The following is a 25974-nucleotide window of genomic DNA, read 5'->3' on the forward strand; positions in this document are numbered from 1 at the left end:
ACGTCTGCCCGCCCTCGTCGTCCGTGCCGCCGTGGCCGAAGGCGCCGCTGCCGGTGAGCAGGAGAGCGGTGCGGGCCGTGCCCACCGGCCCGTCGGCCGGCTCGCGGAGAGCTGGGGATGGGGGACTTCTCTGCTCCGTCAACGCGTCAGGCCGGTCCCACCCGAAGGGGCGGAACCGGCCTGAGCGGGGTACTGCGGCGGCTACTTGACCGGCTCGGGCTCCGGCGCGTCCGCCGACTCCTCGTCACCGGCCGGGTCGGCCGGGGTCTTCACCGAGTCCAGCAGCAACTGCGCGACGTCGACGACCTGGAGGGACTCCTTGGCCTGGCCATCGTTCTTCTTGCCGTTGACCGAGTCGGTCAGCATGACCAGGCAGAACGGGCAGGCGGTCGACACGATGTCCGGGTTCAGGGACAGCGCCTCGTCGACCCGCTCCGTGTTGATGCGCTTGCCGATCCGCTCCTCCATCCACATCCGGGCACCACCGGCGCCGCAGCAGAAGCCGCGCTCCTTGTGGCGGTGCATCTCCTGCTGGCGCAGGCCGGGGACGGCGGTCATGATCTCGCGCGGGGGCGTGTAGACCTTGTTGTGACGGCCCAGGTAGCAGGGGTCGTGGTACGTGATCAGACCCTCGACCGGCGTCACCGGGATCAGCTTGCCCTCGTCGATGAGGTGCTGGAGCAGCTGCGTGTGGTGGATGACCTCGAACTCGCCGCCCAGCTGCGGGTATTCGTTGGCGATGGTGTTGAAGCAGTGCGGGCAGGTCGCGACGATCTTCTTCGCCGACTTCGGCTTCTTGGTCTCCGGGTCGTCGTCGTCCTCGCCGTACGCCATGTTCAGCATCGCGACGTTCTCCTGGCCGAGCTGCTGGAACAGCGGCTCGTTGCCCAGGCGGCGGGCGGAGTCACCCGTGCACTTCTCGTCGCCGCCCATGATCGCGAACTTGACGCCCGCGATGTGCAGCAGCTCCGCGAAGGCCTTGGTGGTCTTCTTGGCCCGGTCCTCCAGGGCGCCCGCGCAGCCGACCCAGTAGAGGTAGTCGACCTCGGTGAGGTCCTCGACGTCCTTGCCGACGATCGGGACCTCGAAGTCGACCTCCTTGGTCCACTCCACGCGCTGCTTCTTGGCGAGCCCCCAGGGGTTGCCCTTCTTCTCCAGGTTCTTGAGCATCGTGCCCGCCTCCGACGGGAACGCGCTCTCGATCATCACCTGGTAGCGGCGCATGTCGACGATGTGGTCGATGTGCTCGATGTCGACCGGGCACTGCTCGACGCAGGCGCCGCAGGTGGTGCAGGACCACAGGACGTCCGGGTCGATGACGCCGTTCTCTTCAAGGGTGCCGATCAGCGGCCGCTCGGCCTCCGCGAGGGCGGCGGCGGGCACGTCCTTCAGCTGCTCCTCGGTGGCTTTCTCCTCGCCCTCCATGGACTTGCCGCCACCCGCGAGCAGGTACGGCGCCTTGGCGTGCGCGTGGTCGCGCAGCGACATGATGAGGAGCTTCGGGGAGAGCGGCTTGCCGGTGTTCCAGGCGGGGCACTGCGACTGGCAGCGGCCGCACTCGGTGCAGGTGGAGAAGTCCAGCAGGCCCTTCCAGGAGAACTGCTCGACTTGGGAGACACCGAAGGTGTCGTCCTCGCCCGGGTCCTCCCAGTCGATGGGCTTGCCGCCGCTGGTCATCGGCTGCAGCTCACCGAGGGTGGTGGAGCCGTCCGCGTCCCGCTTGAACCAGATGTTGGGGAAGGCGAGGAAGCGGTGCCAGGCGACGCCCATGTCGGTCTTCAGGGCGACCGTGATCATCCAGATGAACGACGTGGCGATCTTCAGGCCCGCGAAGAAGTACGTGAGGTTCTGGAGCGTGGAGACGTCCAGGCCCTCCAGCGCCGAGACCACGGGGTACGAGATGAAGAACGACGCCTCGTAGCCGTCGACGTGGTGCTGGGCACCCTCCAGGGCGTGCAGCATGAAGATGCAGACGCCCACGATGAGGATGACGGTCTCGACGAAGTACGCCTGGCCGGTGTTCGATCCGGCGAAGCGGGACTTGCGGCCGGGCTTGTCCGGCCGGTTCAGCTGCCGGATGACGATCAGCGTCAGGATGCCGAGGACGGTCATCGTGCCGAGGAACTCGACGAAGACGTTGTACGGCGCCCACTCGCCGATGATCGGCAGCAGCCAGTCGGCCTTGAACAGCTGGCCGATGGCGTTGACGATGGTCAGCAGCAGCGAGAAGAAGCCCACCGCCACGAACCAGTGCGCGACGCCGACGATGCCCCACCTGTTCATGCGGGTGTGACCGAGGAACTCCTTGGCCACGGTGAGGGTGCGCTGTCCGGGGTTGTCGGTCCGGGTACCGGCGGGCACGGACTGGCCGAGCCGCATGAACCGGTAGATCTGCACGATGGCACGGCCGAACAGCGCGACGCCGACCGCGATTAGGACCAGCGACACGATGATCGCGGCGAGTTGCATTTGGGGGCTCCTCGGGCCTGCGAGGCGAACTATTACTAAGCGGTAACTTATGCAGTCCGTCTGAGACTACCCACTTACTCCGCCGCACTGTAGCCAGCAACCCGGTGATCTGCGTCGCTCAGGCAACCCTTGCCGCGCCCGCGCCCCCGAAGGGGCGCGGGGAACTGCGCGCCCAGCCACGACGCGCCCGCAGGTGAAGGCCGACCCGCCCGCCCCGGGTTGCGCGTAAGCCCCGGATAAGAGTTGAGCCCCCCCGACTCACATCTGTTGACGCCGGCGCAGCGTTCCTGCATGCTTGAGCCAGATCCACTCAAGATGTACCTCTGGAGGAACCGAAATGGCACGTGCGGTCGGCATCGACCTGGGCACGACTAACTCCGTCGTCAGCGTTCTGGAAGGCGGCGAGCCCACCGTCATCACCAACGCCGAGGGCGCCAGGACCACGCCGTCCGTCGTCGCCTTCGCGAAGAACGGCGAGGTGCTGGTCGGCGAGGTGGCCAAGCGCCAGGCCGTCACCAACGTCGACAGGACCATCCGGTCGGTCAAGCGCCACATGGGCACCGACTGGAAGGTGGACATCGACGACAAGGGGTTCAACCCCCAGCAGATCTCCGCGTTCATCCTCCAGAAGCTGAAGCGTGACGCCGAGGCGTACCTGGGCGAGAAGGTCGCCGACGCGGTCATCACCGTCCCGGCGTACTTCAACGACTCCGAGCGCCAGGCCACCAAGGAGGCCGGCGAGATCGCGGGCCTGAACGTCCTGCGCATCGTCAACGAGCCCACCGCCGCCGCCCTGGCCTACGGCCTCGACAAGGACGACCAGACCATCCTGGTCTTCGACCTCGGTGGCGGCACCTTCGACGTCTCGCTCCTCGAGATCGGCGACGGCGTCGTCGAGGTGAAGGCCACGAACGGCGACAACCACCTCGGTGGTGACGACTGGGACCAGCGCGTCGTCGACTACCTGGTCAAGCAGTTCAACAACGGCCACGGCGTGGACCTCTCCAAGGACAAGATGGCGCTCCAGCGCCTGCGCGAGGCGGCCGAGAAGGCCAAGATCGAGCTGTCCTCCTCCACGGAGACCACGATCAACCTCCCGTACATCACGGCCTCCGCCGAGGGCCCGCTGCACCTGGACGAGAAGCTCACCCGCGCCCAGTTCCAGCAGCTCACGTCCGACCTCCTGGAGCGCTGCAAGACGCCGTTCCACAATGTCATCAAGGACGCGGGCATCCAGCTCTCCGAGATCGACCACGTCGTTCTCGTCGGTGGCTCCACCCGCATGCCGGCCGTCGCCGAGCTGGTCAAGGAACTGACCGGCGGCAAGGACGCCAACAAGGGCGTGAACCCGGACGAGGTCGTCGCCATCGGTGCCTCGCTCCAGGCCGGTGTCCTCAAGGGTGAGGTCAAGGACGTTCTGCTCCTCGACGTGACCCCGCTGTCCCTCGGCATCGAGACCAAGGGCGGCATCATGACGAAGCTCATCGAGCGGAACACGACCATCCCGACCAAGCGGTCGGAGATCTTCACGACGGCCGAGGACAACCAGCCGTCCGTGCAGATCCAGGTCTACCAGGGCGAGCGCGAGATCGCGGCGTACAACAAGAAGCTCGGCATGTTCGAGCTGACGGGCCTGCCGCCGGCCCCGCGCGGCGTCCCGCAGATCGAGGTCTCCTTCGACATCGACGCCAACGGCATCATGCACGTGACCGCGAAGGACCTCGGCACGGGCAAGGAGCAGAAGATGACCGTCACCGGCGGCTCCTCGCTGCCGAAGGACGAGGTCGACCGCATGCGCCAGGAGGCCGAGCAGTACGCGGACGAGGACCACAAGCGCCGCGAGGCCGCCGAGTCCCGCAACCAGGGCGAGCAGCTCGTCTACCAGACGGAGAAGTTCCTCAAGGACAACGAGGACAAGGTCCCGGGCGAGGTCAAGACCGAGGTCGAGGAAGCCGTCAATGAGCTGAAGGAGAAGCTCAAGGGCGAGGACACGGCCGAGATCCGCACCGCGACCGAGAAGGTCGCCGCCGTCTCGCAGAAGCTGGGCCAGGCCATGTACGCCGACGCCCAGGGCGCGCAGGCGGCCGGTGCCGAGGGCGCGGCCCCCGGCGCCGACCAGGCCAAGGAGGACGACGGAGTTGTCGACGCCGAGATCGTCGACGACGAGAAGGACCAGAAGGGTGGCGCCGCCTGATGACCGAGGAGACCCCGGGCCTCGGTGAGAACGCCGAGAAGCCTGACGTCCCCTCCGGCGCCACCCCTGATGACGCGGCGCCGAAGGCCGCCGAGCCCTCCACCGAGGAGGGTCCGGCGGCCCCGGCCGGGGACACGGACAGCAAGACGTCCGCGCAGGACGCGGGCCTGACCGCCCAGCTGGACCAGGTGCGCACCGCGCTCAACGAGCGCACGGCGGACCTCCAGCGGCTGCAGGCCGAGTACCAGAACTACCGCCGCAGGGTGGAGCGGGACAAGGTGACGGTGAAGGAGATCGCCTCGGCGAACCTCCTCTCCGAGCTGCTCCCGACCCTCGACGACATCGGCCGCGCCCGTGAGCACGGCGAACTGGTCGGCGGCTTCAAGTCGGTCGCCGAGGCGCTGGAGACCGTCGTCGCCAAGATGGGCCTCCAGCAGTTCGGCAAGGAGGGCGAGCCCTTCGACCCGACCATCCACGAGGCCCTGATGCACAGCTACGCACCGGACGTCACCGAGACGACGTGCGTCGCGATCCTGCAGCCGGGGTATCGCATCGGCGAGCGCACCATCCGCCCCGCGCGGGTGGCCGTCGCCGAGCCGCAGCCCGGCGCGCAGACGGTCAAGGGCGACGAGTCCTCGGCCGCGGCCGACTCCTCCTCCGCCGATGAGGCGAAGGACAAGGAGACCGGTGGCCCGGACGAGGGCTGACGTCGGCACCACGTCGGTCGTACGTAGCAAGCGCAGCAAGCGTAGGAAGGAGGGACGTCGGGGATGAGCACCAAGGACTTCATCGAGAAGGACTACTACAAGGTCCTCGGCGTCCCCAAGGACGCCACCGAAGCCGAGATCAAGAAGGCGTACCGGAAACTCGCCCGCGAGAACCACCCGGACGCCAACAAGGGCAACGCCAAGGCGGAGGAGCGCTTCAAGGAGATCTCCGAGGCGAACGACATCCTCGGTGACCCCAAGAAGCGCAAGGAGTACGACGAAGCGCGTGCCCTCTTCGGCAACGGCGGATTCCGGTCGGGCCCCGGAGCCGGCGGCGGATCGTTCAACTTCGACCTGGGCGACCTCTTCGGAGGCGCGGCCGGTGGGGGTGGAGCGGCCGGCGGCGGCTTCGGGGGCGGCCTCGGTGACGTCTTCGGGGGCCTGTTCAACCGCGGCGGCGCGGGTGCCGGTTCCGGCACGCGTACGCAGCCGAGGCGCGGCCAGGACATCGAGTCCGAGGTCACGCTGAGCTTCACGGAGGCGGTGGACGGCGCGACGGTGCCGTTGCGCATGTCCTCCCAGGCCGCCTGCAAGGCCTGTTCCGGCACCGGCGACAAGAACGGCACGCCGCGCGTGTGCCCGACCTGCGTCGGCACGGGCCAGGTCTCGCGGGGTGGCGGTGGCGGCTTCTCGCTGACCGATCCGTGCGTGGACTGCAAGGGCCGGGGCCTGATCGCCCAGGACCCGTGCGACGTCTGCCACGGCTCGGGGCGCGCGAAGTCCTCCCGCACCATGCAGGTGCGGATTCCGGCGGGGGTCAGCGACGGTCAGCGGATCAGGCTCCGCGGCAAGGGCGCCCCCGGCGAGCGGGGTGGCCCGGCCGGTGACCTGTACGTGGTCGTGCACGTCGGCACGCACCCGGTCTTCGGCCGCAAGGGCGACAACCTCACGGTCACGGTGCCGGTGACGTACCCCGAGGCGGTGCTGGGCGGTGAGGTCAAGGTGCCGACCCTGGGCGGTCCGGCCGTCACCCTGAAGCTGCCGCCGGGCACGCCCAACGGCCGCACCATGCGCGCCCGCGGCAAGGGCGCCGTCCGCAAGGACGGCACGCGCGGCGACCTGCTGGTGACGGTGGAGGTGTCGGTCCCGGCATCCCTGTCGGACTCGGCGAAGGAAGCCCTGGAGTCCTACCGCAAGGCGACTGCGGGCGACGACCCGCGGGCAGAACTGTTCCAGGCCGCGAAGGGAGCGTGACCCATGGAGAGGGTCGGCCGTCGTCGCAATCCGTACCAACTCACCGACGACACGCCGGTGTACGTCATCTCGGTGGCCGCCCAGCTGAGCGGCCTCCACCCGCAGACCCTGCGCCAGTACGACCGCTTGGGCCTGGTCTCCCCGGACCGCACCGCGGGCCGGGGCCGGCGCTACTCCGCGCGCGACATCGAACTGCTGCGCACCGTGCAGCAGTTGTCGCAGGAGGAGGGCATCAACCTCGCCGGCATCAAGCGGATCATCGAGCTGGAGAACCAGGTCGCGGCGCTTCAGTCACGGGTCGCGGAACTCTCCGCGGCCGTGGAGGGAGCCGCCGCCGCCATGCAGCAGCGTGAAGCGGCGGTACACGCCTCGTACCGCCGCGACCTCGTCCCGTACCAGGACGTGCAGCAGGCGAGCGCGCTGGTGGTCTGGCGGCCGAAGAGAGCGACGGAGCAGTAGCGGCGCCGCCCACGTGGGTGTCGAAGGGGCCGGGAGGGGAACCTCCCGGCCCCTTCGCGCGTTGCGGTGGTCGACCTGACGTACGTCCTGCGTACGTGCTGACATGTGGTGTTGCGGGGGAAGTGGATTCTCATGGCCATGGTGGGGCTGTTCTGGATCGCCGAGGGCGATGTGTACGTGGGCGCGAAGCCGTCCGGGCTGGCCGCCGGCGTGCGCCTGACCCCGGAGGGCGTGGTGGCCCTCGGCGATCGGCAGACGGGTCTGTGGCCGTGGGAGGACGTGCGGGCCCTGACGGTCGAGAACGCCCCCGTGAAGTCGCTGAAGCGGCAGGTGGGCGCCCTGGTGGACATGGCCCTGACGGTCGGCCTCGGCGGCGGGGACGAGGCGCCGACGATGACCGTACGGATCACCGACGTGCAGGGCGCCGACCACGAACTGACCGTGTACACCGCCGCGGCGACGGGCTACTCCCCGGCGGAACACGACCTCTCGCTCGACCTCCTCGCCCAGCTGACGCGGGGCGCGGGCACGCTCCTGACGACGCTGGCCGCGATGGCGGAGTGGGGGCGCCGCCGGGAGGGGGGCACGCCGCGGGCGGCCGACCGGGAGGCGCTGCTGAGGGAGTGGCTAGGGGCGGACGCCTGACGCGGAGGGGCGGGCGGCCGGACGCTCACGGGTTCCGTTCCAGCAGCCCCGACTGCCCAATGAGGTAGCCCAGTTGGGCGCGGCTCTCGCTGCCGAGGGTGGCGGCGAGCTTGGCGATGTGGACGCGGGCGGTGCGGATGTTCATGCCGAGGCGGTCGGCGATCTCGGCGTCCGTGAGGCCCTCGACGAGCAGGCCCGCGATCGCCCGCTGGCGCGGGGTGACGCCGCCCTCGGAGACCTGCGGGGCGGCCTGCGGCCACATCGGCGTCGCCAGCCGCCACAGCCGCCAGAAGGTGGTGGCGAAGTACTCGACGAGGGCCGGGTGGCGCAGTTCCAGGGCGACGGTGCGGTCCTTGCTCGCCGGGATGAACGCCACGCTCCGGTCGAAGACGAAGAGGCGGTCGGTGACCTCGTCCAGGGTGCGGGCCTCGACGTCGCCCTCCAGCTGCTCGAAGTAGGCGAGCACGGGCAGCGAGTGGCGGGTCGTGTGCTGGTAGAGGGTCCGCATCCGGCAGCCCCGGCCGAGGACCGCCTGGTCGCGCGGGAAGGCCTCGGCCAGGGTCTCGGGCGGGCGGGTGCCGCCGGGCTGGATGGCGAGGAACTCCTCCGTGACGTCGCTCATGGCGCGGTCGATGGCCGCGTTGATGTGTTCGAGGCCGTCCAGGACGGTGATCGCGGGGAGGTCGGCGGCGGCGGACAGCTCCGTGTCGAGCGCGATGAGCGGTGCGAACGCGGCGGTGAGACGCGCCTCGCGCGCACGCTGCCCGGCGATCCGGTCCTCGATGGTGCGCAGGAGGCGGGGCAGGGCCGTGGCGGGGGCGGCGGGCAGCAGCCACCGGGCGTCGGCGGGGTCCGGACGGAGGAGGCCGAAGTCGAGGAGGCAGGGCGCCCGTTCGGAGTCCTCGACGCGGACCCTGCCCTGACGGAGGGCGTGGGCGTAGACGGAGGAGCCTTCCTCGCAGAGTTCCTCCACGGCGTGCGGCGCGTGCTCGCTGCGCATGTGCGCTCCCTCCCGCTCGGTTGAAGCGCGGCGATTCTATGCAGGGGGACCCGGGGGCGAGGGTGTCCCCTTCATTGAAGTGTCTACTTCTGGGCCGCGGTGGTCGCCCCACGCGGGCGGGCCGGGGCGCGGCGGGCGTCTCAGGAGCCCCAGGAGCCGCGGGCGAGGATTCCTGACTGGCCGATGAGGTAGCCGAGCTGGGCGCGGCTTCCGCTGCCGAGGGTGGTGGCGAGCCTGGCGATGTGGTCGCGGGCGGTGCGGATGTTCATGCCGAGGCGGTCGGCGATCTCGGCGTCGGTGAGGCCTTCGACGAGGAGGGTGGCGATGGCGTGCTGGCGCGGCGTGACGCCGCTGCCCGAGGGGATCTTCGCCGACCGCGGGTACATGGGGGTGGCCAGGCGCCAGAGCCGTTCGAAGGTGGTGGCGAAGTAGTCGACGAGGGCGGGGTGGCGCAGCTCCAGGGCGATGTCGCGTTCCTTGTTCGCCGGGATGAAGGCGACGGAGCGGTCGAAGACGAAGAGCCGCTCCGTCAGTTCGTCCAGCGTGCGGACCTCGGCGTCGCCCTGGAGGCGCTCGTAGTACGCGAGGGCGGGCAGGGAGTGGCGGGTGGTGTGCTGGTACAGGGTGCGCAGGCGGCCGCCGCGGGAGAGGAGCCCCTGGGCGCTCGCCAGGGAGCGTGCCAGCACCTCGGGGGGCCGGGTCCCTCCGGGCTGGATGCACAGGGCCTCCTCGGTGGCCGCGTTCAGGGCCCGGTCGACGGCTTCGCCGATGCGGGGCAGCCCGCGCAGGACCGTGAGGGTGGAGGAGACCTCCTGGGGGCGGGCGTCGGGGGTGACCGCCATGAGAGGCGTGAACGTGTCGGCCAGCCGGACCCCGCGGCGCCGCTCGTACGCGATGTCCTGCTCGATGGTGTCGAGCAGCCGGGGCAGCGCGAGCGCCGGGGCGACGGGACGCAGCCACCGGGTGTCCTCGGCGTCCGTCAGCAGTAGCTGGAAGTCGGTGAGGCAGGGCGTCCGCTCGGCGTCCCGCAGGGGGACGCGGCCCTCCCGCAGCGCGCGTGCGTACAGGTGGCTGCCGGCCTCGCACAGGGTGTCGGGGCCGTGCGGCGGATGGGCCGCGGTGGTTGCGGTGGCTGTGCTGACCGGGGTGGCCGGGGCAGTCGGAGTGGCCGGGGTGGCTGAAGTGGCGGGGGCGGCCGGGGTGGTTTCGGCGGTCACTTCGGACGGTCCTGGTCGAGGATTCCCGACTGGGCGATGAGGTACCCGAGCTGGGCACGGCTTCCGCTGCCGAGGGCGGCGGCGATCTTGGCGATGTGGGCGCGGCAGGTGCGGACGTTCATGCCGAGGCGGCGGGCGATGGCCTCGTCGACGTGGCCGTCGATGAGCAGCTTGGCGATCGAGCGCTGGACGCCGGTGATGCCGTCCACGGAAGGGGGGTAGGGCACGTCGTCGATCAGGGGGGTCGCGCGGCTCCACTGCTCTTCGAAGACCTTGGCGAGGTACTCCACCAGGCCCGGGTGTCTGAGTTCCAGGGCGACCTGCTGGTCGGCTCTGGCGGGTATGAGCGCGACGTTCCGGTCGAAGATCATGAGCCGGTCGGTCAGCTCTTCCAGGGTGCGTATCTCCACGTTCCCCTGGGCCATGTAGGCCGCGTAGGCGAGCGTCCCCTGGCTGTGCCTGACCGTGTGCTGGTAGAGCGTGCGCATCGTGATGCCGCGGTCGAGGATGGTCTGGCCGCGTTGCAGCGCCACGGTGAGCGTGTTCTCGCTGCGGCCGCCCCCCGGCTGCACCGTGAGCACCTCGGAACGGCACTCGGCGGTGGCGCGTTCGATGGCCGCGTGGATGCGGGCGTCCCCTTCCAGCACGGTGATCGCGTGGGTCGTGGGCTCTTCCCGGGCGGTGATGGCCATAAATGGCTCGAAGATGTCGGTCAGCTCCACGGCGACCCTGCGCCGCTCCTGGATTTCCCGTTCGAGGGGGTGCAGGCGCTGGGCGAGCGCGGCGGACGGCGGGACCGGCCGGAGCCAGTTCGCGTCGTCCGGATCGGGGTGCAGAAGAGCGAAGTCCATGAGGCAAGGAGTGTTCTCGGCCTCACTGCGCAGAATCCGACCGCTGCTGAGTGCGAGTGCGTACAGCCTGGAGCCCTCGCCGCAAAGAGGGACGGCGGGGTGAGGATGTGTCGGTTTCGCGCTTGTTGTGAGCAAATCTCCACCCCCCAGGGTCCTGAACGTGCAGGAACATGATGCATCGACCCTGTGGCTTTGACGTGCTTGATTGAGACATCGTCTTGTTGAGCCGGGGGAGAGGAACCTACCAAGTGAGGACGAAGCCGACCATGTTTAAGCGCATGCTTCGCTCGGTGCTTGTCACCACCTTCTCCGCAGGGCTGATCCTGGGCACGGTGAGCGCTCTCGATCTCGGCTGGCAGACCCAGCCGGCGAGGACGAACACGCTCGCGTCGCCGCCTCCGGATCTCGGCTGGACGATCGCCCCGAAGGGTGTCGGAGCATGAGCACCCCTCCTGACGACCGCACCTTCCGCCGGGAAATGGCCACCGCCTACCGCTCCGGCTGGCACTTCATCGATCTCGTGACGGCGATCCCCCGCCGCGGCGACTCGCTGATGGTGACCTTGCTCGGTGAGCCGATCGTCGTCACCCGTGACGACGAGGAGGAGATCCGTGCCTACCGGTGCCTTCGGCGGCCGCGCGGCGCGCCGCAGCCCGTGCGGTGTGCCGTTCGGTACGGGATGGTCTTCGTCAATCTCGACCGGCGCGACCACCAGCTTGTCGGAGAGCAGGAACAGCAGGGTCCGGGCGCGATGACGAGCGCCCCGGACAACGTCACAGCCACCCCCCGCAGTGCCTGACGCGATTCCCCCGTCGTTGTAAATCGCGCAGGTACTTCCCCCAGCAGCGGCGCCACCGTGGACCTGAACACGGTGGCGCCGCTGTGGCGTGCGCCGGAAGCCGGCCGCCCGCTCACGCCTTGCCCAGCGCCCGCGTCACCTCGATCTCGATCAGGACCCGGCCCGGGTTCGGCGAGGGCCGCCGCTGGTAGCGCTCCTCGTAGCGCCGCTCCGCGTCCTCGATCGCCGCGGGCTCCGTCCTGATCGTCGCGCGGCCCTCCAGCGTCGCCCAGCGCCGCCCCGCGAACTGGCACACCGCCACCCGCGCCCCGGGCCCGTCCGCCGCGCCCGCCGCCGCCGCTATGTGCGCGACCTTCCGGCTCGTCCCGCGCGCCAGCACGCGGGCCACCCCCGCCTCCGGGTCGTACGTCACCCCGACCGGCACCACGTGGGGGGTTCCGTCGGGCCGCAGCGTGGTCAAGGTGCACAGGTGCCGTTCACGCCAGAAGCTGAGGTAGGGCTCAGGCGGCTGACGCGGGTCGATCCGGGCGGCCGGCAGGTTCGGGCGCTCACCCCGGCCGGGGGTTTCGCCCTGGTCGGGACTCTGGTTCTGGCTCGGGCTCATGGAACGGAACATAGCCGGGCCACCTACCGACTTCCCCCTTGAGTGGAATAGACTCAACTTTGTGTACGTTGAGCTAGTCAGAGTGAGGGGTACCCGACCCCTGGCCGCTGGTTGGACCGCTAAGGAGGTCAAGCGCACGTGGACGCAGAGCTGACGAACAGGAGCCGCGCCGCCATCAACGCGGCCGGCGACCGGGCCCTGAAGGACGGGCACCCCGACCTGACCCCGGCACATCTGCTCCTCGCCCTGCTGGAGGGCGAGGACAACGAGAACATCACCGACCTGCTCGCCGCGGTCGACGCCGATCAGGCGGCCGTGCGCGCGGACACCGAGCGCGTCCTCGGCGCGCTGCCCAGCGTGACCGGGTCGACCGTCGCGCCGCCGCAGCCCAACCGCGAGCTGCTCGCCGTCATCGCCGACGCCGCGCAGCGGGCGAAGGAGCTGGGCGACGAGTACCTCTCCACCGAGCACCTGCTCATCGGCGTCGCCGCCAAGGGCGGCCAGGCCGGGGAGGCCCTCGCCGGGCACGGGGCCACCGCCAAGAAACTGCTGAACGCATTCGAGACGACAAGGGGAGGGCGCCGGGTGACCACACCCGACCCCGAGGGTCAGTACAAGGCGCTGGAGAAGTTCGGCACCGATTTCACCGCCGCGGCCCGCGAGGGACGCCTCGACCCCGTCATCGGACGGGACCAGGAGATCCGCCGGGTGGTGCAGGTGCTGTCCCGGCGTACGAAGAACAACCCCGTGCTCATCGGCGAGCCCGGCGTCGGCAAGACCGCCGTCGTCGAGGGCCTCGCCCAGCGGATCGTGAAGGGCGACGTACCCGAGTCGCTGAAGAACAAGCGGCTGGTCTCCCTGGACCTCGGCGCCATGGTCGCCGGCGCCAAGTACCGCGGCGAGTTCGAGGAGCGGCTCAAGACCGTCCTCTCCGAGATCAAGGAGAGCGACGGGCAGATCATCACCTTCATCGACGAGCTGCACACCGTCGTCGGCGCGGGCGCGGGCGGTGACTCCGCCATGGACGCGGGCAACATGCTCAAGCCGATGCTGGCCCGCGGCGAGCTGCGCATGGTCGGCGCGACGACCCTGGACGAGTACCGCGAGCGGATCGAGAAGGACCCCGCCCTGGAGCGCCGCTTCCAGCAGGTCCTGGTCGCCGAGCCGAGCGTCGAGGACTCCATCGCGATCCTGCGCGGCCTCAAGGGGCGGTACGAGGCCCACCACAAGGTCCAGATCGCCGACAGCGCGCTCGTGGCGGCCGCCACGCTCTCCGACCGGTACATCACCTCCCGCTTCCTGCCCGACAAGGCGATCGACCTCGTCGACGAGGCCGCGTCCCGGCTCCGCATGGAGATCGACTCCTCGCCCGTCGAGATCGACGAGCTGCAGCGTGCCGTCGACCGTCTGAAGATGGAGGAGCTGGCGCTCAGCAAGGAGACCGACCCGGCGAGCAAGCAGCGCCTGGAGAAGCTGCGGCGCGACCTCGCCGACAAGGAGGAGGAGCTGCGCGGCCTCACCGCTCGCTGGGAGAAGGAGAAGCAGTCCCTCAACCGCGTCGGTGAGCTGAAGGAGAAGCTCGACGAGCTGCGCGGCCAGGCCGAGCGCGCCCAGCGCGACGGCGACTTCGACACCGCCTCCAAGCTGCTCTACGGCGAGATCCCGACCCTGGAGCGCGACCTCGAGGCCGCCTCCGAGGCCGAGGAGGAGGCCGTCCAGGCCAAGGACACCATGGTCAAGGAGGAGGTCGGGCCGGACGACATCGCCGACGTCGTCGGCTCCTGGACCGGCATCCCCGCCGGCCGCCTCCTCGAAGGCGAGACGCAGAAGCTGCTGCGCATGGAGGACGAGCTGGGCAAGCGGCTCATCGGCCAGACCGAGGCCGTGCGCGCCGTCTCCGACGCGGTGCGGCGCACCCGCGCGGGGATCGCCGACCCGGACCGCCCCACCGGTTCGTTCCTCTTCCTCGGCCCCACCGGCGTCGGCAAGACCGAGCTGGCCAAGGCCCTCGCGGACTTCCTCTTCGACGACGAGCGGGCCATGGTCCGCATCGACATGAGCGAGTACGGCGAGAAGCACAGCGTCGCGCGGCTGGTCGGCGCCCCGCCCGGGTACGTCGGCTATGAGGAGGGCGGCCAGCTCACCGAGGCGGTGCGGCGGCGCCCGTACAGCGTCGTCCTCCTCGACGAGGTCGAGAAGGCGCACCCCGAGGTCTTCGACGTCCTGCTCCAGGTCCTCGACGACGGCCGCCTCACCGACGGCCAGGGCCGCACGGTGGACTTCCGCAACACCATCCTGGTGCTCACCTCCAACCTCGGCAGCCAGTACCTCGTCGAGCCGCTGACCAGCGAGGAGGAGAAGAAGCAGCAGGTCCTTGAGGTGGTCCGGGCGTCCTTCAAGCCCGAGTTCCTCAACCGGCTGGACGACCTCGTCGTCTTCTCGGCGCTCACCAAGGACGAGCTGGCGCACATCGCCAAGCTCCAGATCGACCGCCTCGCCAAGCGGCTCGCCGAGCGCAGGCTCAGCCTTGACGTCACCCCCGAGGCGCTGGACTGGCTGGCCCTGGAGGGCAACGACCCGGCGTACGGCGCGCGGCCCCTGCGGCGCCTCATCCAGACGGCGATCGGTGACCGTCTCGCCAAGGAGATCCTGGCGGGCGAGGTCAAGGACGGCGACACGGTCCGCGTGGACCGCGCCGGAGACGGCCTCCTGGTGGGCCCTGCGGGCAAGTCGCTGTAGCGGCGCCGCGTCTGCCGGGGGCGGTTGTTCGCGCAGTTCCCCGCGCCCCTAAAGGGGCGACGGCGAGCCCCGTCAGGGGCGCGGGGAACTGCGCGAGGACGGACCACGATCCGCGGTCGGCGGACGACGGAAACCGGGCAGACGCTGTGCCGGGGTTGCGATCGGGGCCCCCTTCTGGGAGAGGATGGCGGAATCCGTACGAAGGGAAATACACGGTGAGCATCGACCCGTCCTCGATTCCGAATTTCGGGGGACAGCCCGAACCGCAGCAGGGCGCAGGACCGGCGGGCCCCGTCGTCCCCGACCAGGACCTGGTGAAGCAGCTCCTGGATCAGATGGAGCTCAAGCACGTCGTCGACGACGAGGGTGACCTCGCGGCGCCGTGGGAGGAGTTCCGCACGTATTTCATGTTCCGTGGCGAGGACGACCAGCAGGTCTTCTCGGTCCGGACGTTCTACGACCGGCCCCACCAGATCGAGCAGAAGCAGCAGCTTCTCGAGTCGATCGACGACTGGAACCGCCGCACCCTGTGGCCGAAGGTCTACAGCCACACGCACGACGACGGCACGGTCCGCCTCATCGGCGAGGCCCAGATGCTGATCGGCACCGGAGTCTCCCTGGAGCACTTCGTGTCGTCGACGGTCAGCTGGGTGCGCGCCGCGATCGAGTTCGACCGCTGGCTCGTCGAGCAGCTCGGCCTGGAGTCCGAGGTCGACTCCGCCGAGGGCGAGAAGCCGGGCGACGACGAGGCCTGAGGGTCCGTACGCACACGAGAGCCCGGCCGGGGCGGCCATCGCCCCGGCCGGGCTCTCGTCATGTCCGCGAAGCCTCAGCCCGCCAGTGACGCGAGGCGCGCCACCGCTTCTTCCAGGACCGGCATCCGCTTGCAGAAGGCGAACCGGACAAAGGGAGCCCCGGCCTCGCGGTGGTCGTAGAAGACCGCGTTCGGGATGGCGACGACGCCGGCCCGCTCGGGGAGCGCGCGGCAGAAGGCGAAGCCGTCGCTCTCGCCCAGGGGGCGGATGTCCGTCGTCACGAAGTACGTGCCGGCCGGGCGGTAGACGTCGAAGCCGGCCGCCGTCAGGCCCGCGCTCAGCAGGTCCCGCTTGGCCCGCATGTCCGCGCGGAAGTCGGCGAAGAAGGAGGCGGGCAGGGCGAGCGCCTCCGCGATCGCGTACTGGAACGGGCCCGAGGCCACATACGTGAGGTACTGCTTCGCCGAGCGGACCGCCGCCACCAGCTCGGGCGTGGAGGTCACCCAGCCGACCTTCCAGCCGGTGAACGAGAACGTCTTGCCCGCGGAGCCGATGCTGATCGTGCGCTCGCGCATGCCGGGGAACGAGGCGAGCGGGATGTGCTCGGCATCGTCGAAGACGAGGTGTTCGTAGACCTCGTCGGTGACGACGAGCAGGTCGCGTTCGACCGCCAGCCGCGCGATCTCCGTCAGCTCGGCGCGGGTGAGGACCGTGCCGGTCGGGTTGTGCGGGGTGTTGAGGAGGAGCAGCCGGGTGCGGGGAGTGACCGCGTCGCGCAGCTCGTCCAGGTCGAGGCGGAAGCGGCCGTCGGAGGGCCGCAGGGTCACCGGGACGCGCGTGCCGCCCGCCATCGCGATCGAGGCGGCGTACGAGTCGTAGTAGGGCTCCAGCGCGATGACCTCGTCACCCGGTTCGACGAGGGCGAGCAGGGACGCCGCGATCGCCTCGGTGGCGCCCGCCGTCACGAGGACCTCGAGGTCGGGGTCGTAGGTGAGGGCGTAGTGGTCGAGCTGGTGCCTGGCGATGGCCGTGCGCAGCTCCGGGACGCCGGGCCCCGGCGGGTACTGGTTGCCGCGGCCGTCGCGCAGCGCCCGCACCGCGGCCTCGCGGACCGGCTCGGGGCCGTCGGTGTCCGGGAAGCCCTGGCCCAGGTTGATCGCTCCCGTGGTGACCGCTAGGGCGGACATCTCGGCGAAAATCGTCGTACCGAACTCGGCGAGGCGGCGGTTGAGCAGCGGGCGCGCGCTCCCGGCAGTGGAGGTCATGGCGGCCATCCTGCGCCGAACCTCTGGACTTCCTCAACTCTGCTTTGGGCCGCCGCGGCCGGGGGCATCCCCCTGTCACGCGAGAAGTGGGGCCCACGGGGGACCGCGCTTCGGGGGAACGGAAGGGGTGTGGTGGCCATGGTCGTGGCCTTCATCTTCGTCGCGGTGCTCGTCTGGGCCGTGGTCGCGGCGGTCCGTTACGGGGGGAGCGGGGGAAGCGGGATGCGCGGCAGGCGCCGCACCCGCTCCTCGTGGCGCTCGGGCACCGCGTCGAGCACGGCGGCCGGCGGCAGTTGGTGGGTCGGCGGCGGTGACAGCGGCGGTGGCGACGGCGGCCACTCCTGCGGTGGCGGCTCCTCGTGCGGGGGAGGCAGCTCCTCGTGCGGGGGTGGCGGGGGCGGATGCGGCGGAGGCAGCTGACACGGGGCAGCTGGTCCACCGATCCAGAGAGCGCCCGGCGGGGCAGGCAACTCCCGCCGGGCGCTTTGATGTTGTCCGGCATGGTTGCGTCATTGAACAGTTGAACTGTGCAGCCCCCAGGGGGATGGAAACCCTACGAAGTTGGGTAAAAACGCTGTGGCACTGTCTTCGACCATGATTCCCTCTTAGCGCCAGTACCGCCCTCGGACGTCCGCCACGGGTTTTCTGGGTTCGGAGCACCGAATCCCGGAGGCCCGGACGGGACGTGCTCGTGGGCACGAGCCGGTATTCCCCACCTCCCGGTGTTCCGATCCGGGTGCGCCGGCCCCACTTCCATTGCGTGTTAGCGGAGCCGACCCATGCTCACGACCTTGAAGACTGTCTACACCGACACGCGCGCCGAGGATCTCGCCTGGGCCCTGGGGCGCGAGCCGTTGCCCGCGCTCGCCACGCTCGACGTGGAACTGGCCGACGCGAAACTGCAGTTGAGACTTCTCGGCGCCTCGCACCAAGTGCTCCTGGAGGAGGAGCAGGGCAGTTGCTCCGAGACGGTGGCCTGCATCCCCGGCAGCAGCACACCGCTCCCGCTCGGTGTGTCCAAGCGGGTGGGTGACTGGGAGTACGAGTTCGCCGCGCGCGTGGAGACGCTCTCCCGGGGCCAATTCGCCGGGCGCGCACAGGAGTTGCTGGCACTCGTCACCGAACACCCGCACGGGCTGGCCGGGGTCTTCCCGGGCAGCCCGCACGCCTTCACGGCGCTGCTGGCGCAGCGGCACGAGGGGTCGGTGATGTGGCGTACGTGGCACGCGTACCCCCAGGACGGCCAGCTGGTCGCCACCCGGTCGAAGGTGGGGGTGCGGGCGGCCCTGCCCGCCCAGCGGTGACCGGGAGTGGTGCCGCGTGGGCCGGGACCGCGGTGGGGCGGCTCCGGTTGCACCCTTTTGGGGGACTTGGCTCGTGAGCGCGGTGACGTAGCGTTCTCGGATGCTCGACGAGTCGACGGTGCGGTTGCCGGTCTCGCCCCGGGCAGGACGGTTCCTCGTTCTGGTCGGCGTGTTCGTCTGCGCTGCCTGCGGACTCGTCTACGAACTCGAACTCGTCGCCGTCGCCGCCTACTTGATCGGCGACTCGGTCACCCAGGCCTCCGTCGTCCTCTCCGTGATGGTCTTCGCCATGGGCATCGGCTCGCTGCTCGCCAAGCGGCTGCGGCGCCGCGCGCCCCTGTGGTTCGGGCTCATCGAGGCGGCACTCGCGCTGGTCGGCGGATGCAGCGCCATGGCGCTGTACGCGGCCTTCGCCTGGACCGGTGACCTCGGCGGGGTCCCGGCGGGCGGCCCGCGCCACCTCCTCGCCGTGTTCTCGCTGGCCATCGGCGTCCTCATCGGCGCCGAGGTGCCGCTCCTGGTGGTGCTCATCCAGCGCATCCGGCGCCAGGACGCGGGCGGCGCCGTCGCCGACGTGTTCGCCGCCGACTACGTGGGCGCGCTGGTCGGCGGGCTCGCCTTCCCGTTCCTGCTGCTCCCGGTCTTCGGCCAGCTCACGGGCGCCCTGTTCACCGGAGCCGTCAACGCGGTCGCGGGCTGCGCGCTCGTCCTCGGCCTGTTCTGGCGGGGCCTGAGCGTGCGCGGGCGCTGGGCGGTGCTCGCGGCGAACGTCCTCGTCCTGGCCGTGCTCGCCTCGGCCGCCGTACTCGTCGGCGACTTCGAGCGGGCCGCGCGGCGGGCGGTGTACGGCGCGGACGCGCGCGTCGCCGTCCGGACCGACGTACAGGAGATCGTCCTCACGGGCGGGCGGAAACGCTCCTTCTACCTCTTCCTGGACGGACGGCTGCGCGTCAGCGGACGCGACGAGCGCCGCTACCACCGGGCGCTCGTCGACCCCGCGATGCGCGGCCCCCACGCGCGCGTGCTCATCCTCGGCGGCGGTGACGGCCTCGCGGCGCGCGAGGTGCTGCGCCACGGCGGGGTGCGCCGCGTCGACATCGTCGAGCTGGACCCGGGCGTCGTCCGCCTGGCGCGCCACGACCCGGCCCTGAGCGAACTGAACGGCCACGCCTACCGCGACCCCCGGCTGCGGGTGGTGCACGCCGAGGCGTTCCGCCGGCTGCGCTCCCTGCGCGCGACGTACGACGTGGTGATCTCCGACCTGCCGGACCCGGGCATCACCGCCGGCACGAAGCTGTACTCCCTGGAGTTCTACGGCCTCGTCACGCGCGTGCTCGCCCCCGGGGGCCGCCTCGCCGTGCACGCGGGGCCCGTTTCGACCCGGCCGCGGACTTTCTGGACGGTGGAGGCGTCGGTGCGCGCGGCGGGGCTGCGGACCGTGCCCTACCGCGTGGGCGGGCGGCGGTCCGGGTTCTCCGCCGGGCCCGACCGCACGTCGGAGGGGACGCCCGGGGCCCGTGACTGGGGCTTCGTCCTGGCCGCGCGGGCGCGGCCGGCGCTGCGGGAGGCCGCCGGCTCCGCGCCGGTGCGTGTCGGGGTGCGCTCGGCCGCGCCGACCCGGGTGGCGGGGCTCCCCGCGTCGACCCTGGTGCATCCGCGTTACGCGAACTGACGTACACGGGCAGCGCAAGCGGCGTACATGAACGCGTGTGCGTGGGTAGGCTCGACTCTCATGGAGCATGAGGTGTTCGTTCCGGTTTCGGCAGAGCGTCTCCGGCAGGTCCTCGCGGACCCCGAGCGGGTGGCCGGGGCGGTCCCCGGGCTTCAGCGCGACGCGGAGGAGGCGGCCGAGCCGCTCTCCGGTCGGCTCAAGGTGCGGGCCGGCGGGCACACCGTCACCTACCGGTGCGCGGCGCGGGCCGAGGGCCGCCCCGACGGGACGTACGTGATCGAGGGCGAGGGCGTGGAGGTGCGCGGCTCCGGCTCCGTGAAGCTCACGCTGACGGTGCGGCTCGCGTCGGCCGCCGGGGGCACCACGGTGGTGTTCGGCGGGACGGCCGCCGCCGAGGGGCGGATCACGGAGAGTTCTCCACAGGCTGTGGAATCTGCTGTGCGCAGACTCCTCGACCGGTTCGCGGAGCAGCTCGCGGAGGCGGCGCCCGCGGACTCCGGCCCGGCCGGCGCGGCCGGGGCCCCCACCGTCTTCGAGACCGAGGTACCGCCACCGTCGCTCGACCGGTTGAGCGGTGCCATCGACGGCGACGACGGCATCGACGGCATCGACGGTGACGGTCTCGACGACGACGATCTGGACGGCATCGAGGTGGACGACGCCGTCAACGTCGAGGACGACGAGGAGCTGCGTGACCTCGACGGCATCGACGACGTCAGCGACCTCGACGTGCCGCCCGCCGAGGCCGCCCACGCCCGCCGCACGATGATCGGCCGCAGCGCCGAGGAGGTCGACCACGCCCCGCCGCGCGGCCGGTACGCCCCGGCGCCCGCCCCCGAGGCGCTCTCCGCGGGGGCCACGCTCCGCTGGGCCGCGCCCGCCGCCGCCCTCGCGCTGGCCTCCGCCGTCGTCGTCGGCCGGGCCCTGCGCCGCCGCCGGTGACCGCGTACGCCGTAGGGTCGGCCCCGTGAGTACCGAAGACGTGATTCTGACCGCGGGTGACGCGGAAGTGACCGTGCGGCCGGGCAACGGCTGCCGCATCGGAAGTCTGCGCATCGGCGGCGCCGAACTGCTGCGGCAGGGGGAGCGGTACGGCGCCTTCCCCATGGTCCCGTGGTGCGGCCGGATCGAGAACGGCCGGTTCCGCGACGGCGCGACCGTGCACCAGATGCCGCTGAACTCCCCGCCGCACGCCATCCACGGCTTCGCCCGCGACGCCGAGTGGCGCACGGCGCGCTCCTCGAAGACCGAGGCCGTCTTCACCTACGACCTCACCGACCCGTGGCCCTACCCGGGGCGCGTCACCCAGATCGTGGAACTCACCGAGGACGCGTTGACGCTGCGGCTCGGCATCGAGACGTACGGCGACTCCTTCCCCGCGCAGGCGGGCTGGCACCCGTGGTTCCACCGCACCCTGGATGGCGGCGGGGACCCCGTACGGATCGACTTCACCCCCGCCTGGCAGGAGGAGCGGGGCGACGATCACCTGCCGACCGGCCGCCGCGTCGACCCGCGGCCCGGCCCCTGGGACGACTGCTTCGGCATGCCCGAGGGCGTCGACGTGACGCTGACCTGGCCCGGACGGCTCGCGCTGAACGTCACCAGCCGCGAGCAGTGGGTCGTCGTCTACGACGAGCAGGACGCCGCCGTCTGCGTGGAGCCGCAGACCGGCCCGCCCAACGGCCTCAACACGGCGCCGCGCCTGGTCACGCCCATCGAGCCGCTGGAGACGGCGACGACCTGGACCTGGACGCGGCTTTAAGCTGAGCGGCATGACTGACGACGTACGTGGCGCGCTGCTCCAGCAGATCAAGGACAAGGCCGTGGTGCACGGCAAGGTGACCCTCTCCTCGGGTCTGGAGGCCGACTACTACATCGACCTGCGCCGCATCACCCTCGACGGCGAGGCCGCCCCCCTGGTCGGCCAGGTGCTGCTCGACCTCACCGCCGACCTCGACTTCGACGCGGTGGGCGGCCTGACCATGGGCGCCGACCCCGTCGCCGGCGCGATGCTGCACGCCTCCGCCGCGCGCGGCAGGCGCCTGGACGCCTTCGTCGTCCGCAAGGCCGCCAAGGCGCACGGCATGCAGCGCCGCGTGGAGGGCCCGGACATCAAGGGCCGCCGCGTGCTCGTCGTCGAGGACACCTCCACCACCGGCGGCTCGCCGCTGACCGCCGTCGAGGCCGTCCGCGAGGCCGGTGCCGAGGTCGTCGGCGTCGCGACCATCGTGGACCGGGCCACCGGCGCGGGCGAGAAGATCACCGAGGGCGCGGGCGTGCCGTACCTCTTCGCGTACTCGAAGGACGACCTCGGCCTGGACTGACGGCAGCGCCCGGACCGGCGGCCACGTCTGGAAAGATGGGGGCGACGATGTCGTCGCCCCCAGGTCAGGGTCAAGCAGCACAGCACCCCTACCCGCACATCACAAGGAGCGGACACATGCCCATCGCAACTCCCGAGGTCTACAACGAGATGCTCGACCGGGCGAAGGCAGGCAAGTTCGCCTACCCGGCCATCAACGTCACCTCCTCGCAGACCCTGCACGCCGCGCTGCGCGGTTTCGCGGAGGCCGAGAGCGACGGCATCATCCAGATCTCCACCGGTGGCGCGGAGTTCCTGGGCGGCCAGTACAGCAAGGACATGGTGACCGGCGCGGTCGCGCTCGCCGAGTTCGCGCACATCGTCGCCGCGAAGTACGACGTGACGATCGCGCTGCACACCGACCACTGCCCGAAGGACAAGCTGGACGGCTATGTCCGCCCGCTGCTCGACGTCTCCGCCGAGCGCGTCAAGGCCGGCCGGAACCCGCTCTTCCAGTCGCACATGTGGGACGGCTCCGCCGAGACCCTCGCCGACAACCTGGCCATCGGCCAGGAGCTGCTCGCGAAGGCCGCCGCCGCCAAGATCATCCTTGAGGTCGAGATCACCCCGACCGGCGGCGAGGAGGACGGCGTCAGCCACGAGATCAACGACGAGCTGTACACGACCGTCGACGACGCGCTGCGCACCGCCGAGGCGCTCGGCCTCGGCGAGAAGGGCCGCTACCTCCTCGCGGCGTCCTTCGGCAACGTCCACGGCGTCTACAAGCCGGGCAACGTCGTCCTCCGTCCCGAACTGCTCAAGGACCTCCAGGAGGGCGTGGGCGCCAAGTACGGCAAAGCCGCCGGATCGCAGCCGTTCGACTTCGTCTTCCACGGCGGCTCCGGATCGACCGCCGAGGAGATCGCCACCGCGCTGGAGAACGGCGTCGTGAAGATGAACCTCGACACCGACACCCAGTACGCCTTCACGCGTCCCGTCGCGGACCACATGTTCAAGAACTACGACGGCGTCCTGAAGGTCGACGGCGAGGTCGGTTCGAAGAAGACGTACGACCCGCGCACCTGGGGCAAGCTGGCCGAGGCCGGCATGGCCAAGCGCGTCACCGAGGCGTGCGCGAACCTGCGTTCGACCGGTACGAAGCTGAAGTAACCCCCCGCCGCACGCGGTGAAGGCCCCGGGTCGGGTGACCCGGGGCCTTCTTGTCGGCGCCATGCAGCAGACTTGCCCCATGGCCATTCACAAGGATCTGCTCGGGGGACCGCCCCCGACCCACCTGCCCGACGACCCGGAGCCGCGCGAGCTGCTGGGCAGCGGCACGGCGCCCGCCGACGTCGCCGCCAAGTACCCCACGTCCTCGCTCGCCTGGGCGCAGCTCGCCGACGAGGCGTTCGAGCGCGGCAGCGTCGTCGAGTCGTACGCGTACGCCCGCACCGGTTACCACCGCGGCCTGGACGCCCTGCGCCGCAGCGGCTGGAAGGGCCACGGCCCGGTGCCGTGGGAGCACGAGCCGAACCGCGGCTTCCTGCGCGCGCTGCACGCCCTGGCGCGGGCGGCGCGGGCGATCGGCGAGCAGGAGGAGTACGAGCGCTGCGCGGGCTTCCTGCGGGACTCGTCGGAGACGGCGGCGAAGACGCTGGGCTGACCTTGAGCGGGCCCCCGCGCCCCGAAGGGGCGCGGGGAACTGCGCGACCAGCCACCGCGCGCCCGCAGGCGAAGAACCGACGAACTAGCGCAGCCGGCCCAACTGCTTCGCGTCGAACGGCTCCGCCTCCGCCAGGCGGCCCGTCACCGCCTTGTTCGCCCACTGCGGGTCGGCGATCAGCGCGCGGCCCACCGCGATCACGTCGAACTCGTCCCGCTCCATGCGGTCCAGGAGCAGGCCGATGCCGGTGGAGGCGGTCTCCTTGGTCCAGCCCGCGCCCAGGAACTCCTTGTCGAGGCCGACCGAGCCCACGGAGAGCGTGGCCTTGCCGGTGAGCTTCTTGACCCAGCCCGCGAGGTTCAGGTCGCTGCCCTCGAACTCGGGCAGCCAGTAGCGGCGCGTGGAGGCGTGGAAGGCGTCGACGCCCGCCGCGGCGAGCGGGGCCAGCAAGGTCTCCAGCTCGGCCGGGTCGGCGGCGAGCTTCGCGTCGTACGCGTTCGCCTTCCACTGCGAGAAGCGGAAGATCACGGGGAACGTCGGCGAGACCGCGGCGCGCACCGCCTCGACGATCTCGCGGGCGAAGCGGGTGCGGGAGGCGAGGTCGCCGCCGTAGCCGTCGGTGCGGCGGTTGGTGGTGCCCCAGAGGAACTGGTCGATCAAGTAGCCGTGGGCGCCGTGCAGTTCGACGCCGTCGAAGCCGGTCCGCTCGGCGGCGGCCGCGCTGTCGGCGAAGGCGGCGATCACCGCGTCGATGTCGGCGCCCGTCATCGCGTGGCCCTTGGCCGCGCCGTCCAGGCCGAGGCCGGAGGGGCCCATCGGGGGCGCGGAGGGGACCGGGCCCTGGCCCTCGTCGCGGGTCGCGCCCACGTGCCAGATCTGCGGGACGATCTTGCCGCCCTCGGCGTGCACGGCCTCGACGACCTGCCGCCAGCCCGCGAGCGCGGCCTCGCCGTAGAAGTGCGGGACGCGGTGGCTGCTGCCGGCCGAGGGGTGGTCGACGTACGTGCCCTCGGTGACGATCAGGCCGACGCCGCCCGCGGCGCGCCGGGCGTAGTACTCCGCGACGTCCGCGCCGGGCACGCCCTCGGGCGAGAACTCGCGGGTCATCGGGGCCATGGCGATGCGGTTGGGGAGGGTGAGGCCGTTGATGTCGAAGGGACGGCCGAGGACGCGCGCGGCGCGCGCGGCGTCCGAATCGCTCGGCTGTGCGGGCTCCGGCGTGGCCGCCGCCTTCTTCTCGGTGGCTTCCGTCGTCGCTTCCATGGCTTCCATGCGGCCCTCCGGGGGCGTTCGGTGCGAGTGGCGTCGTACGTATCTGACAGCACTGTAAGCCGTTTGCCCGTGTCCATGTGCGGGCGGGTACCTTGAGAGGCATGAACTGGCCAGCGACCGAGCGGTACTGCCTGAGTCCCGCGCCCGGCGGCCTCGCCCTCGTCCAGGAGCTCCTGAATACCGCGCCCGCCTGCCGCCCCGGCCCCACCGGCCTGCCCGACCTGCTGGGCGACGGCGCGCTCGGCGCCGCCCAGGAGTGGGCCGACGGGGCGGTGCGCGGCTGGGCCCGGGAGGCGGGGCGGCCCGACGTGCACCTCGTGCTCACCGACGAGGACCTGCCGAAGCTGCGCTGCCTGCGGGACCAGGTGCGGCGGGCGCTCGCCGCGGGGGACCGGGGCGGGGCGGCGGTGCGCTTCACCTCCGCCCCCGTCGTCGTCGGGCTCGCGGGCGACGGCACGCTGACCGTGGAGCCGGAGGGGGCGGGAGCCCGATGGCTGGCCTCCGCCGTGCTCGCGGAGGGGCTGCTCGCCCAGACCTCGGGCGTCTGGCGCCGCCTGAAGATCTGCCGCGACCCGGAGTGCGCCGCCGCGTTCTACGACCGCTCCCGCAACAACAGCGGCGTCTGGCACTCGGTGCGCGGCTGCGGGAACGCCGCGCACCTGCGTGCCTGCCGGGAACGTCGCCGCGTACGGGATGACAGCCCCGATGACAGTGCCGTAGCACCTTAGCTGCTGTCATCGAACAAGCGTGTCTTGCCGTTTCCGTGAAAGTTGCGGAAGATTCCGGTGGGGACCGGGGCCCCC

At 71.2% G+C, this 25974-nt stretch carries 25 protein-coding genes; 18 read left to right on the top strand and 7 right to left on the bottom strand.

Annotation, left to right across the window (positions count from 1 at the left end; all coding sequences use genetic code 11):
• Positions 1–201: 201 nt before the first annotated feature.
• A complete protein-coding gene (locus tag J2N69_RS19475; RefSeq protein ID WP_230901921.1) occupies positions 202–2469 on the bottom strand; it encodes a (Fe-S)-binding protein in 2268 nt (755 codons plus the stop codon).
• A 337-nt stretch (positions 2470–2806) separates the two neighbouring features.
• Here J2N69_RS19475 and dnaK point away from each other — a divergent pair, with 337 nt between their 5' ends.
• The 5 genes from dnaK to J2N69_RS19500 all read left to right on the top strand — a co-directional run bounded on the left by dnaK (position 2807) and on the right by J2N69_RS19500 (position 7728).
• Positions 2807–4663, top strand: coding sequence for a molecular chaperone DnaK (dnaK, locus tag J2N69_RS19480; protein ID WP_127909755.1), 1857 nt, complete (start codon positions 2807–2809; stop codon positions 4661–4663).
• Entirely contained in the window at positions 4663–5370 is a 708-nt protein-coding gene (gene grpE / locus J2N69_RS19485) for a nucleotide exchange factor GrpE (RefSeq protein WP_230901922.1), read from the top strand. The genes dnaK and grpE overlap by 1 nt, the downstream gene beginning before the upstream one ends.
• Before the next feature lie 63 nt (positions 5371–5433).
• Positions 5434–6624 carry a molecular chaperone DnaJ gene (dnaJ, locus tag J2N69_RS19490; protein ID WP_230901923.1) on the top strand — a complete coding sequence of 397 codons (1191 nt, stop codon included), beginning with the start codon at positions 5434–5436 and terminating at the stop codon, positions 6622–6624.
• A 3-nt stretch (positions 6625–6627) separates the two neighbouring features.
• Positions 6628–7083 (top strand): heat shock protein transcriptional repressor HspR, encoded by a 456-nt coding sequence (locus J2N69_RS19495; RefSeq protein ID WP_127909757.1) that lies wholly within the window; start codon positions 6628–6630, stop codon positions 7081–7083.
• 132 nt (positions 7084–7215) lie between these two features.
• Positions 7216–7728: a hypothetical protein gene (locus J2N69_RS19500; protein ID WP_230901924.1), complete on the top strand. Its 513-nt coding sequence runs from the start codon at positions 7216–7218 to the stop codon at positions 7726–7728.
• Between the two features lie 25 nt (positions 7729–7753).
• Here the strand turns inward: J2N69_RS19500 and J2N69_RS19505 are convergent, their stop codons facing one another.
• The 3 genes from J2N69_RS19505 to J2N69_RS19515 all read right to left on the bottom strand — a co-directional run bounded on the left by J2N69_RS19505 (position 7754) and on the right by J2N69_RS19515 (position 10931).
• Positions 7754–8728, bottom strand: coding sequence for a helix-turn-helix transcriptional regulator (locus J2N69_RS19505; RefSeq protein WP_230901925.1), 975 nt, complete (start codon positions 8726–8728; stop codon positions 7754–7756).
• A gap of 140 nt (positions 8729–8868) precedes the next feature.
• A complete protein-coding gene (locus tag J2N69_RS19510) occupies positions 8869–9945 on the bottom strand; it encodes a helix-turn-helix transcriptional regulator (RefSeq protein WP_330166818.1) in 1077 nt (358 codons plus the stop codon).
• On the bottom strand, positions 9942–10931 hold the full coding sequence (locus J2N69_RS19515; protein WP_127909761.1) for a helix-turn-helix domain-containing protein: 990 nt from the start codon (positions 10929–10931) through the stop codon (positions 9942–9944). Before J2N69_RS19515 ends, J2N69_RS19510 begins: the two co-directional genes overlap by 4 nt.
• 155 nt (positions 10932–11086) lie before the next feature.
• Between J2N69_RS19515 and J2N69_RS19520 the strand changes: the two genes are divergently transcribed.
• Both J2N69_RS19520 and J2N69_RS19525 read left to right on the top strand, forming a co-directional pair.
• Entirely contained in the window at positions 11087–11239 is a 153-nt protein-coding gene (locus J2N69_RS19520) for a hypothetical protein (RefSeq protein ID WP_230901926.1), read from the top strand.
• Positions 11236–11595 (top strand): Rieske (2Fe-2S) protein, encoded by a 360-nt coding sequence (locus J2N69_RS19525; RefSeq protein ID WP_127909763.1) that lies wholly within the window; start codon positions 11236–11238, stop codon positions 11593–11595. The genes J2N69_RS19520 and J2N69_RS19525 overlap by 4 nt, the downstream gene beginning before the upstream one ends.
• Before the next feature lie 112 nt (positions 11596–11707).
• Here J2N69_RS19525 and J2N69_RS19530 read toward each other — a convergent pair whose 3' ends face one another.
• Complete coding sequence (locus J2N69_RS19530; RefSeq protein ID WP_230901927.1) at positions 11708–12199, bottom strand: pyridoxamine 5'-phosphate oxidase family protein; 492 nt, start codon at positions 12197–12199, stop codon at positions 11708–11710.
• A 138-nt stretch (positions 12200–12337) separates the two neighbouring features.
• Between J2N69_RS19530 and clpB the strand changes: the two genes are divergently transcribed.
• Positions 12338–14938, top strand: a complete 2601-nt coding sequence (clpB, locus tag J2N69_RS19535; RefSeq protein WP_230901928.1) for an ATP-dependent chaperone ClpB — start codon at positions 12338–12340, stop codon at positions 14936–14938.
• Positions 14939–15153: 215 nt separating this feature from the next.
• Complete coding sequence (locus tag J2N69_RS19540; protein ID WP_062774584.1) at positions 15154–15693, top strand: type III secretion system chaperone family protein; 540 nt, start codon at positions 15154–15156, stop codon at positions 15691–15693.
• Between the two features lie 74 nt (positions 15694–15767).
• On the opposite strand, the gene J2N69_RS19545 is transcribed toward J2N69_RS19540, so the two are convergent.
• Positions 15768–16958, bottom strand: coding sequence for a pyridoxal phosphate-dependent aminotransferase (locus tag J2N69_RS19545; RefSeq protein WP_230901929.1), 1191 nt, complete (start codon positions 16956–16958; stop codon positions 15768–15770).
• Positions 16959–17096: 138 nt separating this feature from the next.
• Here J2N69_RS19545 and J2N69_RS19550 point away from each other — a divergent pair, with 138 nt between their 5' ends.
• From J2N69_RS19550 to J2N69_RS19585, 8 genes are all read left to right on the top strand, one after another.
• Complete coding sequence (locus tag J2N69_RS19550) at positions 17097–17378, top strand: hypothetical protein (protein ID WP_230901930.1); 282 nt, start codon at positions 17097–17099, stop codon at positions 17376–17378.
• A 359-nt stretch (positions 17379–17737) separates the two neighbouring features.
• Positions 17738–18262, top strand: a complete 525-nt coding sequence (locus J2N69_RS19555; protein WP_230901931.1) for a DUF2617 family protein — start codon at positions 17738–17740, stop codon at positions 18260–18262.
• Between the two features lie 100 nt (positions 18263–18362).
• Complete coding sequence (locus J2N69_RS19560; RefSeq protein WP_230901932.1) at positions 18363–19934, top strand: polyamine aminopropyltransferase; 1572 nt, start codon at positions 18363–18365, stop codon at positions 19932–19934.
• 60 nt (positions 19935–19994) lie between these two features.
• A complete protein-coding gene (locus J2N69_RS19565; protein WP_230901933.1) occupies positions 19995–20876 on the top strand; it encodes an SRPBCC domain-containing protein in 882 nt (293 codons plus the stop codon).
• Positions 20877–20901: 25 nt separating this feature from the next.
• Entirely contained in the window at positions 20902–21696 is a 795-nt protein-coding gene (locus J2N69_RS19570) for an aldose epimerase family protein (protein WP_230901934.1), read from the top strand.
• A 10-nt stretch (positions 21697–21706) separates the two neighbouring features.
• Complete coding sequence (gene pyrE, locus J2N69_RS19575; RefSeq protein WP_030788873.1) at positions 21707–22258, top strand: orotate phosphoribosyltransferase; 552 nt, start codon at positions 21707–21709, stop codon at positions 22256–22258.
• 116 nt (positions 22259–22374) lie between these two features.
• Positions 22375–23406: a class II fructose-bisphosphate aldolase gene (gene fbaA, locus J2N69_RS19580; protein ID WP_230901935.1), complete on the top strand. Its 1032-nt coding sequence runs from the start codon at positions 22375–22377 to the stop codon at positions 23404–23406.
• 79 nt (positions 23407–23485) lie between these two features.
• Positions 23486–23899, top strand: coding sequence for a DUF3151 domain-containing protein (locus J2N69_RS19585; RefSeq protein ID WP_230901936.1), 414 nt, complete (start codon positions 23486–23488; stop codon positions 23897–23899).
• An 84-nt stretch (positions 23900–23983) separates the two neighbouring features.
• On the opposite strand, the gene J2N69_RS19590 is transcribed toward J2N69_RS19585, so the two are convergent.
• Positions 23984–25162, bottom strand: a complete 1179-nt coding sequence (locus tag J2N69_RS19590) for an NADH:flavin oxidoreductase (RefSeq protein WP_230904781.1) — start codon at positions 25160–25162, stop codon at positions 23984–23986.
• A 110-nt stretch (positions 25163–25272) separates the two neighbouring features.
• Between J2N69_RS19590 and J2N69_RS19595 the strand changes: the two genes are divergently transcribed.
• Positions 25273–25899, top strand: a complete 627-nt coding sequence (locus tag J2N69_RS19595; RefSeq protein ID WP_230901937.1) for a CGNR zinc finger domain-containing protein — start codon at positions 25273–25275, stop codon at positions 25897–25899.
• The last annotated feature ends 75 nt before the right edge of the window (positions 25900–25974 follow it).

The sequence above is a fragment of the Streptomyces huasconensis genome, assembly GCF_021028635.1.
GTDB classification, from domain to species: Bacteria; Actinomycetota; Actinomycetes; order Streptomycetales; family Streptomycetaceae; genus Streptomyces; species Streptomyces huasconensis.